Origin of the sequence: Xenorhabdus indica, assembly GCF_014467235.1 — a bacterium.
Classification (GTDB): Bacteria; Pseudomonadota; Gammaproteobacteria; order Enterobacterales; family Enterobacteriaceae; genus Xenorhabdus; species Xenorhabdus indica.
The window spans coordinates 110,855-126,409 of record NZ_NKHP01000007.1 but is presented as its reverse complement, the minus strand read 5'-3'; the positions used below and the strand labels follow the sequence as shown (position 1 = coordinate 126,409).

At 40.0% G+C, this 15,555-nt stretch carries 15 protein-coding genes, 2 tRNA genes and 1 pseudogene; 9 read left to right on the top strand and 9 right to left on the bottom strand.

Features of this window, described 5'->3' with window-relative positions; translation table 11 throughout:
- Window positions 1-244: 244 nt before the first annotated feature.
- Both dauA and Xind_RS07710 read right to left on the bottom strand, forming a co-directional pair.
- Window positions 245-1,987 carry a C4-dicarboxylic acid transporter DauA gene (gene dauA, locus Xind_RS07715; protein ID WP_047682218.1) on the bottom strand — a complete coding sequence of 581 codons (1,743 nt, stop codon included), beginning with the start codon at window positions 1,985-1,987 and terminating at the stop codon, window positions 245-247.
- Between the two features lie 205 nt (window positions 1,988-2,192).
- On the bottom strand, window positions 2,193-2,801 hold the full coding sequence (locus Xind_RS07710; protein ID WP_187649782.1) for a CDP-alcohol phosphatidyltransferase family protein: 609 nt from the start codon (window positions 2,799-2,801) through the stop codon (window positions 2,193-2,195).
- 337 nt (window positions 2,802-3,138) lie between these two features.
- Here Xind_RS07710 and Xind_RS07705 point away from each other — a divergent pair, with 337 nt between their 5' ends.
- The 5 genes from Xind_RS07705 to Xind_RS22235 all read left to right on the top strand — a co-directional run bounded on the left by Xind_RS07705 (window position 3,139) and on the right by Xind_RS22235 (window position 6,906).
- The gene (locus tag Xind_RS07705) at window positions 3,139-4,578 is read left to right on the top strand and encodes an amidase (RefSeq protein ID WP_047682214.1); all 1,440 of its coding nucleotides are present in this window, start codon (window positions 3,139-3,141) and stop codon (window positions 4,576-4,578) included.
- A gap of 155 nt (window positions 4,579-4,733) precedes the next feature.
- Entirely contained in the window at window positions 4,734-5,420 is a 687-nt protein-coding gene (locus Xind_RS07700; RefSeq protein ID WP_047682265.1) for a helix-turn-helix transcriptional regulator, read from the top strand.
- Window positions 5,421-5,659: 239 nt separating this feature from the next.
- Window positions 5,660-6,031, top strand: a complete 372-nt coding sequence (locus tag Xind_RS07695) for a VOC family protein (RefSeq protein WP_047682212.1) — start codon at window positions 5,660-5,662, stop codon at window positions 6,029-6,031.
- 192 nt (window positions 6,032-6,223) lie between these two features.
- Window positions 6,224-6,724 carry a DUF6622 family protein gene (locus Xind_RS07690; RefSeq protein ID WP_246432490.1) on the top strand — a complete coding sequence of 167 codons (501 nt, stop codon included), beginning with the start codon at window positions 6,224-6,226 and terminating at the stop codon, window positions 6,722-6,724.
- A 56-nt stretch (window positions 6,725-6,780) separates the two neighbouring features.
- The gene (locus Xind_RS22235; RefSeq protein WP_276511063.1) at window positions 6,781-6,906 is read left to right on the top strand and encodes a hypothetical protein; all 126 of its coding nucleotides are present in this window, start codon (window positions 6,781-6,783) and stop codon (window positions 6,904-6,906) included.
- Between the two features lie 204 nt (window positions 6,907-7,110).
- On the opposite strand, the gene Xind_RS07685 is transcribed toward Xind_RS22235, so the two are convergent.
- The 5 genes from Xind_RS07685 to Xind_RS07665 form a co-directional block, all read right to left on the bottom strand.
- Window positions 7,111-8,268 (bottom strand): iron-containing alcohol dehydrogenase, encoded by a 1,158-nt coding sequence (locus Xind_RS07685; RefSeq protein WP_187649781.1) that lies wholly within the window; start codon window positions 8,266-8,268, stop codon window positions 7,111-7,113.
- Window positions 8,269-8,503: 235 nt separating this feature from the next.
- A tRNA-Ser gene (locus tag Xind_RS07680) sits at window positions 8,504-8,593 on the bottom strand.
- Between the two features lie 22 nt (window positions 8,594-8,615).
- Window positions 8,616-8,705 (bottom strand) — tRNA-Ser (locus tag Xind_RS07675).
- A gap of 362 nt (window positions 8,706-9,067) precedes the next feature.
- A complete protein-coding gene (locus tag Xind_RS07670) occupies window positions 9,068-9,415 on the bottom strand; it encodes a hypothetical protein (protein ID WP_187649780.1) in 348 nt (115 codons plus the stop codon).
- A 40-nt stretch (window positions 9,416-9,455) separates the two neighbouring features.
- A complete protein-coding gene (locus Xind_RS07665; RefSeq protein ID WP_047682203.1) occupies window positions 9,456-9,875 on the bottom strand; it encodes a fascin domain-containing protein in 420 nt (139 codons plus the stop codon).
- A 376-nt stretch (window positions 9,876-10,251) separates the two neighbouring features.
- Between Xind_RS07665 and Xind_RS07660 the strand changes: the two are divergent.
- The 3 genes and pseudogenes from Xind_RS07660 to Xind_RS07650 all read left to right on the top strand — a co-directional run.
- A pseudogene (locus Xind_RS07660) lies at window positions 10,252-10,653 on the top strand (lysozyme); the annotation flags it as partial.
- 492 nt (window positions 10,654-11,145) lie between these two features.
- Window positions 11,146-12,087 (top strand): glyoxylate/hydroxypyruvate reductase GhrA, encoded by a 942-nt coding sequence (gene ghrA / locus Xind_RS07655; RefSeq protein WP_047682199.1) that lies wholly within the window; start codon window positions 11,146-11,148, stop codon window positions 12,085-12,087.
- A 96-nt stretch (window positions 12,088-12,183) separates the two neighbouring features.
- Window positions 12,184-12,726, top strand: coding sequence for a TorD/DmsD family molecular chaperone (locus tag Xind_RS07650; RefSeq protein WP_047682197.1), 543 nt, complete (start codon window positions 12,184-12,186; stop codon window positions 12,724-12,726).
- 112 nt (window positions 12,727-12,838) lie between these two features.
- Here Xind_RS07650 and Xind_RS07645 read toward each other — a convergent pair whose 3' ends face one another.
- Together Xind_RS07645 and mdtH are read right to left on the bottom strand one after the other, a co-directional pair.
- Entirely contained in the window at window positions 12,839-13,402 is a 564-nt protein-coding gene (locus Xind_RS07645) for a lipoprotein (protein ID WP_047682195.1), read from the bottom strand.
- 50 nt (window positions 13,403-13,452) lie between these two features.
- Complete coding sequence (mdtH, locus tag Xind_RS07640; RefSeq protein ID WP_047682193.1) at window positions 13,453-14,658, bottom strand: multidrug efflux MFS transporter MdtH; 1,206 nt, start codon at window positions 14,656-14,658, stop codon at window positions 13,453-13,455.
- Between the two features lie 176 nt (window positions 14,659-14,834).
- On the opposite strand from mdtH, the gene rimJ reads away from it, so the two are divergent.
- Window positions 14,835-15,416, top strand: a complete 582-nt coding sequence (rimJ, locus tag Xind_RS07635) for a ribosomal protein S5-alanine N-acetyltransferase (protein WP_187649779.1) — start codon at window positions 14,835-14,837, stop codon at window positions 15,414-15,416.
- Window positions 15,417-15,555 lie beyond the last annotated feature (139 nt).

Genomic DNA, 15,555 nt, shown 5'->3' with positions numbered 1-15,555 from the left:
TGTTTGTATGTATATTGCATACACGACAATTCTTAATGAAAAGAAAACAATAAATTATGAATGAAGTGCGAAACGAAGGTATACTATTAAAGGTAGGTCATAAACGGTAATTGTCAAGATTGTTGTCACTCCAGATAAATTAAGTCGCTAAGGCAATGAATACCAGTAAATCTGACATGGACAATCCCGTAAAAAGGGTTCCACTGGATTAGTTTGATGTCTGATTGGATAAGCCAAGAGAATCTTAACAATGGCTGGTTTTTTCTGCTGAAATACAAATTTCAGGGGAATAATTAAACTCCATCTCTTTTAATGCCTTGGGTAAGGTAGCATAAAAACTAAGTTGTCCCTCAATGGGTACAATTTTTGCTCTTGCCAGTGTTTTCAATGGTTGGAAAGGAATGTCACAGACTACAACATGCTTCTGTCCTTTCGCCATTTCGCGTACAAAACCCTGAAAAGCATGTAGCCCACCGGCATCCAAAACAGGAACAGCATCCCACTGCATAATAATAATCTGATATTCCACACTTTTTTCTTTCAATTCAGTAAAAATACGCTCGGCAGCAGCGAAGAAAAGAGGGCCGTTAATCCGGACAGCTAATAGCCCTTGTTCAGTATCCGTCATTGCTGAGGTACTAATCCGGGTCATGTTGGCAATTTTGCGCATAAACAAAAGTGATGCCAGAACAATGCCAATAGTAATTGCTATCACCATATCAAACAATACAGTTAATGATAGACACAGCATCATCACAATGATGTCATCTCTGGGGGCATGACGAACTAAATCCACAACCTTGTGAGCTTCGCTCATATTCCAGGCTACTATCAATAAAATCGCGGACATTGCCGCTAAAGGTAAGTATGAGAGCATTGGGGCCAAAAATAACAGTGCCAATAATACCAGCAAGGAGTGAATGACTGTGGCAATAGGGGAGGTTGCACCTGCACGCACATTGGCGGCTGAGCGGGCAATAGCCGCAGTTGCAGTAATGCCTCCAAAAAAAGGTGCAACAATATTACCTAATCCCTGTCCAAGTAGCTCGCTGTTGGAGTGATGTTTTTTCCCTGTCATGCCATCAAGAATGACTGCACATAATAATGATTCAATAGCACCTAGCATAGCCATTGAAAAGGCAGCGGGCAGTAATGCAGAGACGGTATTCCAGCTAATATCGGAAGAACTTGAACCCGGTAAATTCCATGGCAACACAAATTGAGGAAGGATTGGCGGAATGCCCTGACCTTGTGCTCCATCCCCCAGTGTGTAACTAAACGAAGAACCGATAGTAGCGACATCATGCCCCAATAGGTGCATCACTCCCATTATAGCTGTGCCGGCAACCAAAGCAGGTAGATGACCTGGTAACTTAAGTCCCAATTTAGGCCAGAAAATCAGTATCAGAAGAGTGGTCAGACCAATAAGTGTATCACTCAACTGAAATGAAGGGAGGGACTGAGAGAGAGCAATAATTTTATCAATATAATTTTCGGGAACATGTGTGAGTTGCAGACCAAAGAAATTTTGTATCTGCATTGTGGCGATGGTGATAGCAATACCAGAAGTAAACCCCAGCGTAACGGACAGCGGGATGTATTCAATAAGCCGACCCAAACGTGCTAATCCCATCATAATCAGGATAACACCAGACATAAGTGTTGCTATCAGCAAGCCACTCAAACCAAATTGCTGTGATACCGGATAAAGAATGACCACAAAAGCAGCCGTTGGCCCGGAAACGCTATAACGTGAACCACCTGTAATGGCAATAATCATACCTGCGATGGCGGCTGTATATAGCCCATATTGAGGCGCAACGCCACTCCCTATTGCCAGAGCCATTGCCAGAGGAATGGCAATAACACCAACAGTGATCCCGGCAATAGCATCTTTGATAAAACGGGAAAAGGAGTAAGATTCCTTCCAGCAGGAATCAATAAACGCACTAAATAGTCGTATCCCATTAATTTTACGAGTATTCATTTTAATATAAGACCTAAAAATAAGCTGCCCACACAACAGACTAAAATAAGTAATTAGTATAAGGATACCGCTTTTATCATCCAATAAAGGTGTTATACGTCAAAAAGTTACCTGATAGGTTAGCGTTGAATCAATAAAAATCAAATGAATAGTGTTTTTTTATAATTTCACTGTGAAATAATGTGTTCAGTATTTTTATGTCTATTCATTTATTGAGCTTGATTTCATTTAGTGCTCTGACAATCCGGTTATAACACGTTATCAAGAGTAAAATGGCTACAATAGGAAACAAATAACTGCTCCAATTTAAAGCTGAAGGAAAAATTGCAATAACCAATCCATAAACCCCAAAAACAAAAGCCCGGTCACTTTTCCCCATCGGGCCGTCATAACGCCGTGATGCGCCGATTGTTTGCGCCAATATGCCAATAAATTCAGTCAGAATGGTAAGAAACAGAATAATCAGTAAACTGATATTGCTGACATGAGGTAAAAAACAAAAAGGGAGATAAAGAGCCACATCAGAAATGACATCTCCCAATTCATTATAGATAGCTCCCAAATGAGATTTTTGGTTGTGTTCCCGTGCCAGCATGCCATCAATGGCATTCAGTGCCATACGAATAAAAAGAAAAATAGGCAGGAGCCAATAGAGATGAGGAAAGGGGAATAAACTTAATAATAAACCGACAAAAATTGACAAAAACAGTGCAGCTAATGTGACCTGATTGGCTGTGCATCCTCGTTGATGAAGTTGAATGACGATAGGACGCAACAGGTTCTGAAAACGGGGTTTTAAATCATATATAGTCATTATTCCCTAAATCCTTTAGAGGTAAAACCGTTAGTCTTATTAATATAAAGTGTAATGTCAAATATTTATGTTCGGGAAAATATAATGATAAAAATAAGTCATCTTATGCCGGTTAAGCCCGCTATTGACAATAAACAAGATAGTTTTAGCCTGAATCGACTGAAAAGGTCTTTATTTATAATTCATATATAAATTTTGTTGAATATAACTATAAATTACAAGATATAATTCATAAAGTTGCAATGCGGGAAATAAAGAATATAGACCAATACAATATGAAACAGATAAAGCGATAAGTATTACAAGTAGACTTGTCTCTATTCGATAGGAGAGAGTAATGACTGTAACTGAAAGTCTTATTAACACCTACACGGAGTCGGATGCGCTTGATTTAGCCAGGCTGGTCAAGCAGGGAGAAGTAACACCTGTCGAGCTTGTGGAAGCGGCTGTTACGTGTATTGAACGACTTAATCCTGAGCTTAATGCTGTCGTCCACAAGCTATATGATCTTGGCAGAGAAGCTGCAACGTCTGTCGATCATAATGCCCTCTTTGCCGGTGTACCATTTTTACTTAAGGAACTGGCTACTCAATGGAAAGGCACATCATTGACCAACAGTTCTCGCTATATGAAAGATATAATTGCCCCTGTTGACTCAGAAATGGCACGGCGTATTAAACGTGCGGGATTGATATTGGTAGGGAAATCGAATACGCCAGAGAGTGGTTGGTCAATCAGTACTGAACCAAAACTTTATGGTGTCACAAAAAACCCCTGGAAAGAAGGTATTACTGCCGGAGGATCTAGCGGTGGTACGGCAGCGGCCGTTGCTGCTCGCCTTGTTCCTATCGGAGAAGCCAGTGACGGAGCAGGCTCTATCCGGATCCCTGCCTCCTGCTGCGGCGTTGTGGGGCTGAAACCATCCCGTGGACGTGTGACCTTAGCACCTTTTGGCGATTATTGGTACGGCGGCGTCCATTTTCTCTGTTGTTCACGCACAGTAAGAGATACAGCTGCTTATCTGGATGCGTTGGCAGGTGCACTTCCGGGCGATCCTTATACACCACCAACACCAGATTCACCGTGGCTAGAGCTGATGGTACGCGAGCCGAAAAAATTGCGTATCGGGTTTACTGTCACACCACCCAATAACACTCAAATTGATGCACAGGTTAAAAAGGCGGTATTAGCTACTGTTCATGAGTTGGAAAGGCAGGGACACATTGTGGAAGAGCACAATATGAAGTTTGACACGGATGTCGCCTGGAGGACTTACATCAACATGGCTTGTGTGCAGACAGCGGCAATTTTTGATGATTTATCTAATATTGTCGGACGCCCGGTAACACCCAATGATGTTGAACCTGTGACCTGGGCGATTTTAGAACGTGGGCGTTCGATAAATGGTATGGCTCATTCCAACGATATAGAAAAGATCCGTTTACTTGGGCGGGAACTCACATCTGACCTGGTATCTTACGATATTTTTATTACACCGACATTGACACAATTACCGCGTCCTATGGGGTATTATGATATGTCAGAACCTGATATCGATCGTTACAATGCCAAATGGGCAGATTCGGTGTTCGCATATCCCTTCAATATTACTGGTCAACCTGCTATTTCATTGCCACTTGGTTGGAGTGATGATGGTATTCCTATCGGTATACAACTCGTGGGCCGCTATGGTGATGAAGCTACAGTGCTTCAGGTTTCTGCGCAACTGGAGCAAGCAATGCCTTGGAAAGGGCGTCGTCCATCAGTGATAGCTTGATCAGGCCAGATAGATACACAAAGTATACTTAAACATAAATAGCCCTGTTTATTTAAGCAGGGTTATTATGTTTCCAGAGTTTCAGTTGAGTCAATTTCTGTAATTGGCTTATGATTTATTGGATTATTTTTAACAAATTAAATAGGGATGGAGAATTGTCCAGAGCACAGCGTTTGTTATCTCTCATGGAAATGCTACGCAGTTATCATTTTCCTGTACAGGGTAAAGTGTTAGCACAAAAAATGAACATTAGTTTAAGAACACTTTATCGGGATATTGCATCTTTGCAGGAGCAGGGCGCGATTATCGAAGGTGAGCCGGGAATAGGGTATGTTTTAAGACCGGGTTTTGTTTTGCCACCACTCATGTTTACTCAAAATGAAATAGAAGCACTGGCGTTAGGCACCAGTTGGGTGGCTAAACGTGCAGATCCACAACTAAGAGAATCGGCAAACAGTGCTGTCTGTAAAATTGCGGCTGTTATCCCAACAGAATTGAAACAATTGTTGGAGAACAATTCCTTATTAATTGGGTCGGCGGCAACAGCTATTCAACCCGTGGTTGATATTCAGTCTGTAAGACAGGCAATCCGTACCAGACATAAAATTACCTTCGTTTATTTAGATCTAAAAAGTAATGAATCTGAAAGAACAATTTGGCCTTTTGCGTTAGGGTACTTTGAAAATATCAGTATCGTGATTGGTTGGTGTGAATTACGGGAGGCATTCCGTCATTTCAGATCAGACAGGATAATGAGTCTGAAGGTGGAAAGGCAGTGTTACCCCCGTTCAAGGCAATCTTTACTGAAGGAGTGGCGGGAATTTGAAAAAATAACTGGCTAATCAGAAAGACTACTGACAAAAACTGTCACTTGGGGTTGATATAAATAATCCTGTTGTTAAATCCCAGGATTTCTTTAAACAAGTGACACATGATTTAGTTGAAACAGTATTAAGATTGAAAGCAGTTGTTGAATAAATAAGAAATATGCACCAAGGAAAGATTAAAAAAAAGATGTCAGTGTTTCATCTGAGTACTGATAAAAAATGTATTTAATGCAATGAATGTAGGGGGTAATAGGGTGGCTATATCTGCTAAACCTAATCTTCAGCTTGTCTATGTTAGTGATATTGAGCGTTCAACCGCGTTTTATAAAATGATCTTTAATATTGAACCCATATTTTTAAGCTCACGCTATGTGGCATTCCCTGCTGATGGAGAAGCGTTGTTTGCTATTTGGTCAGGAGGAACAAAACCAGATCTTACAATTCCACGGTTTTCTGAAATCGGTATTATGTTACCAAACAGTGAAGATATCGATAAATTGTTTGAAAAATGGAAACAGGAACCTGCAATTAAAGTCTTACAAGAACCTCATACCGAAGTGTTTGGCCGAACGTTTCTTGTTGAAGATCCCGATGGTCATATTATTCGGGTATGTCCTTTGGATTAGAGAGTATAGATAATTTATGTATAACAATTAAAAATGCGAAAAAATAGAGGATCTATTTAGGAACAATTATAATAAGAGCCTATAGTATTAGGCTCTTAATTTTTTATAATAATAGATTTCAAGATATAGCCAGCAAAGTTGTAACTTGTACATTGAAGAGAATAGATAAAGGTGAAAGGCATGTCGATCTTGATGGTTATAAAAAACACCCCTGTATGGGTTTGGGTCTTATTAGTCTTTTTGGTTTTCCGCGGAATTAAGGCGTTAGACGATAGAGAAATGCATCCCAGTCGTTTGTTTTTATTGCCTATATTGTTTTTTATCTGGGCAGTTTACAGTGTATTACATGAAACGGTTTTTCAGGTTTCTGCATTACTGGCGCTTATTGTGGGTATACTGGCAGGTATTGCGATAGGCTGGAAATTATGGAACTCTCAGCCACGATTAAGACAAAAACCTGAAAGTGATTTAATTATTCGTCAAGGTACACCTTTAACTTTGATTTTGATCCTTATCATTTTCTGTGTCAAATTCATTCTTTCCGCGATGATAGCTATTCATCCTCTTTTAATGCATTCTTTGAGTTTTAATTTGCTATTTGGCTTTGTCGGTGGTTTGTCAGATGGTATTTTTTGGGGAGGAATGCTGAATCTATTTGTTCCTTATTATAAAGATAAGCAAAAAAATGTTTGAGAAGGATGTATCCATCTCTTAACTAATGAAGTCGGCTTGTGAAGGGCGAAAATGATATGACAACAGATTTTCTGCCTGAAAGTATGGCTGTAATCGAAATCAGGTGTCCTGGTGAACCAGAAGTTCTGACTCTGGTGAAGAAACTCATTCCACAATTGGGAAACAGGGATATTTTGATCTAAGTGGTCGCGGCGGAGGTTAACAGACCGGATGTTTTACAACGTCGTGTTTATTATCCACCACTTGGTGCTTCTGACTTATATAAAAAAGTTTGGCCGTTATTGGCGCAGGGCAGGATTAGGCGAATCCAAGAAGGTTAAGTGATGCAGGTTCTGAGTAATACCCTGGATGAACAGGGTATTATTTTTCCCGCAATAAACAGGCTATTAATTCCACAATTGCTTATAAATGGCTACCATTTCCGCAATGGTTGGAATACGTGGGTTATTACCTGGTGAACCAGAGGCTTCAGCTTGTTTTGCCATTATTTCCACAACTTCAAAAAAACGTGTTTTATTAATACCAAATTGCTCTGGTGTTGGCACAGAAAACGCTTTATTTAAATCGGCTAAAGTTGCCAGAAGTTTTTCACCAGCTACATCGTCATTGTCTGTTAGTTTTGCAAAAGTTAGTGCGCGTGCGCATTCGGCATAACGCTCTTTGGCTGCGTCTAAAGAAAAACGGGTAACGGCAGGAAGTAACATGGCATTGGATAAACCATGTGGAACATGGAAGAAAGCTCCGATAGGGCGGCTCATACCGTGTACAAGTGCAACAGAGGAGTTAGAAAATGCAATGCCTGCCAGAGTTGAACCCAATATCATTGCTTCACGGGCAACTTTATTATTGCCGTCATGATATACTTTGCGCAGGTTGGGGCCGATGAGTTTCATAGCAGCAATAGCCTGGCTATCTGAATAGGGATTAGCTTTCCGGCTAATATAGGCTTCAATGGCATGAGTCATTGCATCAATGCCGGTATCTGCTGTTGTTCTTGCCGGAACGCTGATAGTCAACTCATAGTCGATAATCGCGGCGATAGGCATGAATCCCATACCTACGCAAAGCAATTTTTCATCGGTTTTTTCATCAGTAATAATTGTGAAACGAGTACATTCTGAACCTGTTCCTGCCGTTGTCGGAATGGCAATCACAGGTAACCCCTGTTCATTGAATTGGCGGGGAGAACGATATTCGTTGATTGTTCCGCCAAATTTACCCATCATGGCGATGGCCTTTGCACTGTCAATCGGGCTTCCTCCGCCAAGTGCAATAACTGCGTCAAACAAACCACTTTTTACCTTTTCAATCCCGGCCTGAATAGAAGCAGCAGTAGGTTCAGGTATTGTGTCAGCATAGACATCACTTTCAATACCCGCCTTTTGCAGAATAGATTGCAGTTTATCGAGATAACCTAACTGAACCATCATCTTGTCTGTCACAATCAGCGGTTTTTTACTGCGGATACTTTGCAGAATTTTCGGAAGATTGATGAGAGTCCCACCACCTATTTCCATAATACGAGGTAACACGACAGTGGACATATATAGCTCCTTAACGTTAGGAAATAAAGGTAATGATAAAAGAGGTTTGTCGAATGTCGAAGACAATAGATAGTGAAAAAATAGAATGGTTACCCATATTTTTAATAAATTGTTTATTAGAAAATTATTCGTGAGAAGTGCTCGAAATTGCAATGAACAGTCAACGATAAGAGGTTGGTTTGAAAGAAAATGGCTAAATTGGTTTGGTGAGGACAATGAGGCTTTCTTAAAGAAGTGGCGGTGAGGGAGGGATTCGAACCCTCGATACACTTTCGCGTATACACACTTTCCAGGCGTGCTCCTTCAACCACTCGGACACCTCACCGTGTTTTTAATTTTTCAAAATATGGCGGTGAGGGAGGGATTCGAACCCTCGATACGTTTTCACGTATACACACTTTCCAGGCGTGCTCCTTCAACCACTCGGACACCTCACCATATTTTGTTGTTACAGGGATTCTTTCTGTGTTCGTCACTGCAACGGGGCGCTACTATAGGGAAAAGCAGTGCAGGCGTCAACAGACTTGTCACGATTTTTTTAGGCTTTTTGACTGATTAGACAAATAAAAAACAATTTGATTGCCTGGTAAACACTTTTTCGTATCCCACTCATTTATAGTTACTGGCAATCTTGTAGTCATCGGTTTTTTAATATTATAAATCAATTTGTTATGGGTTTTAGTGCTATTGGGGGCCACGATAACAGCATTCGGTAGTTTTAATTAAGTAAAGGTGCTGAATATTTTAGCACCCTTGTATTGTAATGGTGTGGATTATAAACCAAATATGTTATTCCTAATCAACAAGCGGGAACAGGACCCCAAAGTGGCACTGCACTCACTATAGGAAGTACTGGAGAGTATAAATCAACTCCGCATTTGCTACGCGCATCCATAGCTATAATTATGGCAAGTTCCGCTGCAAGATATGCAATAAGTGCTGTAGAATATGGGGCGGCTAATTTCACCCAAGCGGGAAACTGATTTACTAAAAATACATTAAGACTGTTTGCAGCAGCTAGTGCCGATACAATGCCTGAGAAAGATTTAATCGTGTTATGGGGTAAATGTACCACATGAAGAGGGATGCCTATGATTTCCTCTCTGTATGTTACTCCAGTGAAATCTGGAGCTATTTCTTTTTTCATAATTTGAAATTCCTTTGTCTATTATATCTATAGCGATTTTTTATTGATAACTCATGATGGTTGTTACCCAAAAATAACATTCATCATCAATCTGTTCTTTTGCAGCTTCTATAGTACTAATTCCATCGCGATAAATACGACTCAAATAATATCCGTTGTCAGCCCGCAACGTTATTTTGTTTTCAGAGATATAACCTACGATAAATATTGAAGGTTCATCTATTTTTCTTTTAGCTGCTTCAATGGGGTTTAATTCTCCACGATTCATTCTACTAAGGTACATTTCATTATCGGCCATAAGTACAACTTGGTTAGAACCTGATGACTTGATAGTGAATCTTGAAGGGAGATCGATAGCATCTTTTGACGCTTCTATTGGGTTTATATTACCGCGACTTATTCTGCTTAAATATTTTCCGGTTGTGCTTTGTAGTGCGATTTGAATTATTTGCTCTGACATGATTTAATCCTCATTATTAATGATTGTTATAATTGAATTTTAATAAAAACTTTATTTTATAGGTAATTGTATATCTAAATGAAATTTATTGTGAATTATAAAAAACATCAATCCATACACCAATAAATATATATAAATTAAACTATTATTAAATTTATAATTATTTTATGAAATAAAGTAAGTAAGGAATGGTAATTAAATGAGAAAACTATATTTCAAATATTTTTGATGTCATGAGGGATTCCTATGGAAATATCTATAATTACGTTAATTTCGCTTAATGTATCAATATTCAGTTTTGGTTGAGTGGCTGGCTTCATTCTAAAACGTGACTGATACGTCATATTGATATTACCGGTAACATAATTTCCCATTTCAACAATGGGAAGGTCTGAAACTAACAGCCTACCCTGACCCGGCAACAGGCGGCTTTCCGTGGACAATTGGTTATGGGCACACGAAAGGCGTCAAACCAAGACAAGAGATAACCGAACAACAGGCCGAAGCATTCTTACATGATGACCTCGAACTTATTGACATCACCATTGAATCGTCTGTTAAGGTATCACTGACTCAAGATCAGTTTGATGCGTTGTGTTCGTTCACGTTCAATTGTGGCGTCGGTAACTTTGTTCGTTCCACCTTGCTTAAGAAGCTTAATGCCAGTGACTACAAAGGTGCAGCAGATGAATTTCTGTGATGGAATAAAGCCGCGGGTAAGGTATTGCGGGGGTTGAATAATCGCAGGGCACCTGAACGCCAGATGTTTTTATCATGAAACTCAATAGCCAATATCTTACTCTTGGTGCCCTGGTGATTGTCTCTGGTCTACTTCGATAACACATCATGCTGCCATTTCGTTCCCGCCGTGTACCCAACGCACCCCGACGGGTGGTATTTTTATTTGCGTCGGGTTATCGCCGTCTATCGGTATTAGCTAAGATATGTCATTTTAAGTATAGTGCCATCTGCACGTGGGCGTTTTTCTATACTCGTTTTTTTATACTATAGTAGACCATAATTGAAAGTAGGCCATAATTGAAGTTCTCCTATCTGGGCTCCCTAAGTTTTGGGGCTTATCAGGGGTTCTGTTAATTTAAAAATAACCTTAAATGCACGAAAATAAGTAAAAATATCAATTCAGGACATTCAACGTGATAGTGAATAATTATGGAAAATTGGCGTGAAATTTGGGTATTTTTTCTTTTTATTTAACCTTTTCAGCAATCGGTTAAATCTATCAAAAAAAACAATAAAGGAATGAGATTATATGAACATCATTTTTTTTAGCCCTTCATTTGATGCCGATGAGTGGATCCAAGGAATAGAAAAACGTTTGCCTAATGCCAGAGTAAGAAACTGGGTCAGTGGAGATCATGCTCCGGCTGATTATGCTCTTGTTTGGCACCCTCCTTATGAAATGTTAGCGAATCGTAAAAATCTCAAAGGCATATTTGCGCTAGGTGCTGGTGTTGATTCCATTCTCCAGCAAGAGCTAGACAACCCCGGCATGTTACCCGCTAAGGTTCCATTGATTCGTCTCGAAGATACTGGCATGGGTCGTCAGATGCAGGAATATGCCATTAGTTCAGTTTTATACTATTTTCGCCGAATGGATGAGTATAAACGGTATCAGGAGCAACGCATTTGGCAGCCACTACTTCCTCATAATCGGAAAGATTTCGTTATTGGGGTATTAGGTGCAGGAGTATTGGGGCGTAGTGTGATCGGGAAGTTGATGGAGTTTGATTTCACTGTACGTTGTTGGAGTAAGACAGCAAAAAAATTTGATAATGTTGAAAGTTTTTATGGAAAAGAACAATTAGGCGAATTTCTTTCTGACTGTAAGGTGTTGATTAACCTTCTTCCTAATACACCTGAAACCCGTGGGATCTTAAACCTATCGTCATTCAGTCAGTTAAAAAAGGCAGCGTATGTTATTAATATAGCAAGAGGTTCTCACCTTGTTGAGCAAGATCTTCTGACTGCTATTGATAAAGGATATATCGCAGGTGCAACGCTTGATGTGTTTGCAGAAGAGCCTTTATCAAATATGCACCCATTCTGGACTCATCCTCGTATCAATATTACGCCGCATATTGCCGCAACGACCATTCCTGAACTGGCGATGGATATCATTAGTGAAAATATCCAACGAATAGAACAAGGAGAAACACCAACTGGCCTTGTGGATATGTCACTTGGATATTAATAAGCAGCTTTACACCGTAGTTGAGGATTAGGGACAATATCCCCATTATTTTTCAATTTGTCGTTTTATTTTAAGTTGTTGGGACTAAATTAAGTCATGAACGAATTTTCTATTATCTGCCGCATACTGGGTACACTGTTTAATCGAGCACCACAGGATCCATTGTTACAACCTTTGATGACTATGATTGCTGAAGGAAAGTTAAAACAAGCATGGCCTCTAGAGCAGAATGAGCTGTTGGATCGTTTACAACAAAATTGTGAATTGTCCGTAATAGAGTCTGACTATCAGGCTTTGTTTGTAGGAAAGTCAGCTAAGGTGGCTACTTGTCGATCTGACTATACTGACGGAACAGAAAATGAAGTGCGTCAATTCCTGATAGCGCGGGGAATGCCATTATCGGATACTGTGGCAGATCAGTTTGGTTCTTTATTGCTGGCAGCATCATGGTTAGAAGATCAGGCAGCAGAAGATGAAGTTCAGGCTCAGATAACATTGTTTGATGAATATCTCTTGCCGTGGTGTGGGCAATTTCTTGGAAAAGTTGAAGCACATGCCATCAGTGGTTTTTATCGAACTCTGGCTATTATTAGCCGTGAGGCATTACAGGCATTACGTGAAGAATTAGAGTCTGTGTGATGTTGTCACTTAGTTGATTCCATTTGAGGCGATAATTCACTCAATTATCGCTAAAATAAGGGGTAAATTATAATAAATAATTTACCCCTTATTATTTCAACGACAATTAAAATTATTTATCAGTTAGCCTGATAACCAGTTTACCTGGTTTAATTTCCAGTCCCTTGGCAAATTTTGTCGCAGCAGCTTCAGCCTTACTTTTTTCTGGATCCAAAACATAAATCGGATGAGTATTAAAAAATTCACTTAATGAAGTATTCAGAGAAGGTATCAGTGCCTTGATAGGTTTTGCTGCTTTTTCAGGTGTTGTCTGATAGTCCACGATTTCTAGTCCTTTAACAAAAATGGCTCCTTTTTCTGCATCAAATACGGGTTTAGCTCTGAGCGTTAATTTCATATCAGCTTGTATAGACCCCAATATTGTTGCAATTTCAACTTTTGCCTGACTGGTCAGTTCAATTTTTTCCGGATCCTGACGGCCTATCTGGCTGGTTAAATTTCCCAGACTAATATTGGCGCTTGATATTCCAGGAATACTGATTTCTTTCTGATAATGTACTTTTTTTAATAGATAATCATTGAGCAGACCTTCATTGATACTGATATCCCTGAATTGATCACAGCCACTGAGTAAACCAACCAGTACTAATGCTGCCCCTAATAAAAATTTTTTCATATTGTCTCCTTTATTTTCAATGGGCAGATTTTACACCATTACTTACCTCATTAATGTCTGTTAATAGTGACGGGCTCAATTTTTTTCTGATTAAATTGGCGATGAAGAGCATAAATGGTGAGTAAGCCGATCAATCCTAAAAAGATCCAGGGTAATTGAGGCATGTCCAAAGCATGGCCTGTATCATAAAGCCAGCCACCACCGGTGTAACCGAATATGCCACCCAGAGCCAGTCCTAAGCGGCTGAACCCCATATAGCTGCCGCGTGCTCTGGGATCAGCCAGCCCAGCACTAAGTATTTCACGGGCAGGCTCTGCGGTTACTGTGCCTAAATAAAACAAGGCAATCAGAGCAAACAAAAGATGTAATTGGTCGATCCAACCGATTGGAAACATGCAGAAACTCATCAAAAATAAGCCCATCATCAGGCGTTGTTCCAGCCGGAAATATTTTTCGCTCCAACGTGCGATAGGGTAAAGCAATGTCAGGGAAATGGCGGCTTCAATGGCATACATCCACTTAACGGCTGTATGGCTACCAGAAATTTCATGGATAATAATCGGGAACATCAACATGACTTGTACTGACAAAATAAAGTATCCCGTTAGGGTCAGTACATAATAAAAGAATCGTCGATCTTTAATGACCCTTATCATGCCTTCTTTGATAGGAGAACGAATTGTCGAAATACGATATGCCGGCAATAACCAGGCATTAGCTATTGCGGCTAAAACAAAAATTCCAGCTCCGATCCAGCACACGATATTGAAATTGTATTGTAATAACCAGCTTCCTATTAGTGCACCAATCACAGCGCCAGCGCTGTCTTGCATCAGCAATAGTGAATAGAAGCGCCCACGCTCATGAGGGCGGGTCAGTTTTATCACCAGCGCAGCTCTGGGTGGATCGAACAGGGTTCCACCCAGAGCAGACAATGCGCAGGAAAGTATTAGTATCCACGGTTCAGAAGCCATTGCCATCAAGGCAAAACCTGATGCACGCAATAACATACCGATGACAATCATCGGCTTGGCACCAAACTTATCAGCAATAGCGCCACCAAAGATCCCTAATCCTTGCTGAATGAGTTGGCGAAGCCCCAATGCGAAACCAACAATGACAGCCGCCCAACCCAATTGTTCAACAAAACGAATAGAAATTAATGGAAAAACAACGAAAAATCCTAAAACGACCAGTAAATTATCAAATAATAGAAAATATTTTCCTAAACTACGGGCTTGTGAAACCGATGACATTTCGCACCATTAAAATATGAGGGAATAAAGAATGAAATTTCTATCATTCTGGACGTAATTTTATCTTTAGGGTAGCGGGTTTATAGATGATATTTTTTTATCGTGAGACAATGATATTATTTTTTATTAGCGATAAATTATTCAGAGTTTTTGCAAAATAAATATCAGGAGAAGGCATGTTTGGTTATCGGTCTACATCGCCTAAAGTTCGTTTTATTACAGATAGGATGGTTGTTCGTCTGGTATATGAGCGTGATGCTTATCGTTTGGCTGAATATTACTCAGAAAATAAAGATTTTCTTAAGCCGTGGGAACCAACAAGAGATAACAGTTTTTACCAGCCTTCAGGTTGGACAAACAGACTGAGTTATGTTGCAGAATTGCAACGGCAAAATACGACATTCAATTTTGTGCTGTTAGACCCTGAGGAATGCGAGATTATCGGAGTGGCAAATTTCACCAATGTTGTACGTGGTGCATTCCATTCTTGTTATCTTGGCTACTCTTTGGCGGAAAAACGACAGGGGCAGGGGTTAATGTATGAAGCGTTGCAACCTGCTATCCGCTATATGCAGCGTCATCAGAAAATGCACCGAATTATGGCTAACTATATGCCGCATAATCATAGGAGTGGAAATTTGCTCAAAAAATTGAATTTTGAGCGGGAGGGATATGCCAGAAAATACCTCATGATAGATGGAACCTGGCAAGATCATGTTTTGACCGCGTTAACTGATGATAACTGGCGAGAAAGGTGACAGATTATTTGCTGAGTTTGCAGGATTAAAAATAATTAATAAAAAAGAGATAGCCAATGTAGACAGAGTTGTTGTCTGTTAAACTTTGCCCATCAGTGCTATCTCATCAGATCATATTCTTTGTCACAGATGGTTGTGT

Coding starts and splice junctions, on each gene's coding strand:
- ghrA (WP_047682199.1), top strand. CDS start 11,146: ATGAACATCATTTTTTTTAGCCCTTCATTTGATGCCGATGAGTGGATC.
- Xind_RS07685 (WP_187649781.1), bottom strand. CDS start 8,268: ATGTCCACTGTCGTGTTACCTCGTATTATGGAAATAGGTGGTGGGACT.
- mdtH (WP_047682193.1), bottom strand. CDS start 14,658: ATGTCATCGGTTTCACAAGCCCGTAGTTTAGGAAAATATTTTCTATTA.
- Xind_RS22235 (WP_276511063.1), top strand. CDS start 6,781: ATGACAACAGATTTTCTGCCTGAAAGTATGGCTGTAATCGAAATCAGG.
- Xind_RS07645 (WP_047682195.1), bottom strand. CDS start 13,402: ATGAAAAAATTTTTATTAGGGGCAGCATTAGTACTGGTTGGTTTACTC.
- dauA (WP_047682218.1), bottom strand. CDS start 1,987: ATGAATACTCGTAAAATTAATGGGATACGACTATTTAGTGCGTTTATT.
- rimJ (WP_187649779.1), top strand. CDS start 14,835: ATGTTTGGTTATCGGTCTACATCGCCTAAAGTTCGTTTTATTACAGAT.
- Xind_RS07710 (WP_187649782.1), bottom strand. CDS start 2,801: ATGACTATATATGATTTAAAACCCCGTTTTCAGAACCTGTTGCGTCCT.
- Xind_RS07670 (WP_187649780.1), bottom strand. CDS start 9,415: ATGAAAAAAGAAATAGCTCCAGATTTCACTGGAGTAACATACAGAGAG.
- Xind_RS07690 (WP_246432490.1), top strand. CDS start 6,224: ATGGTTATAAAAAACACCCCTGTATGGGTTTGGGTCTTATTAGTCTTT.
- Xind_RS07665 (WP_047682203.1), bottom strand. CDS start 9,875: ATGTCAGAGCAAATAATTCAAATCGCACTACAAAGCACAACCGGAAAA.
- Xind_RS07650 (WP_047682197.1), top strand. CDS start 12,184: ATGAACGAATTTTCTATTATCTGCCGCATACTGGGTACACTGTTTAAT.
- Xind_RS07705 (WP_047682214.1), top strand. CDS start 3,139: ATGACTGTAACTGAAAGTCTTATTAACACCTACACGGAGTCGGATGCG.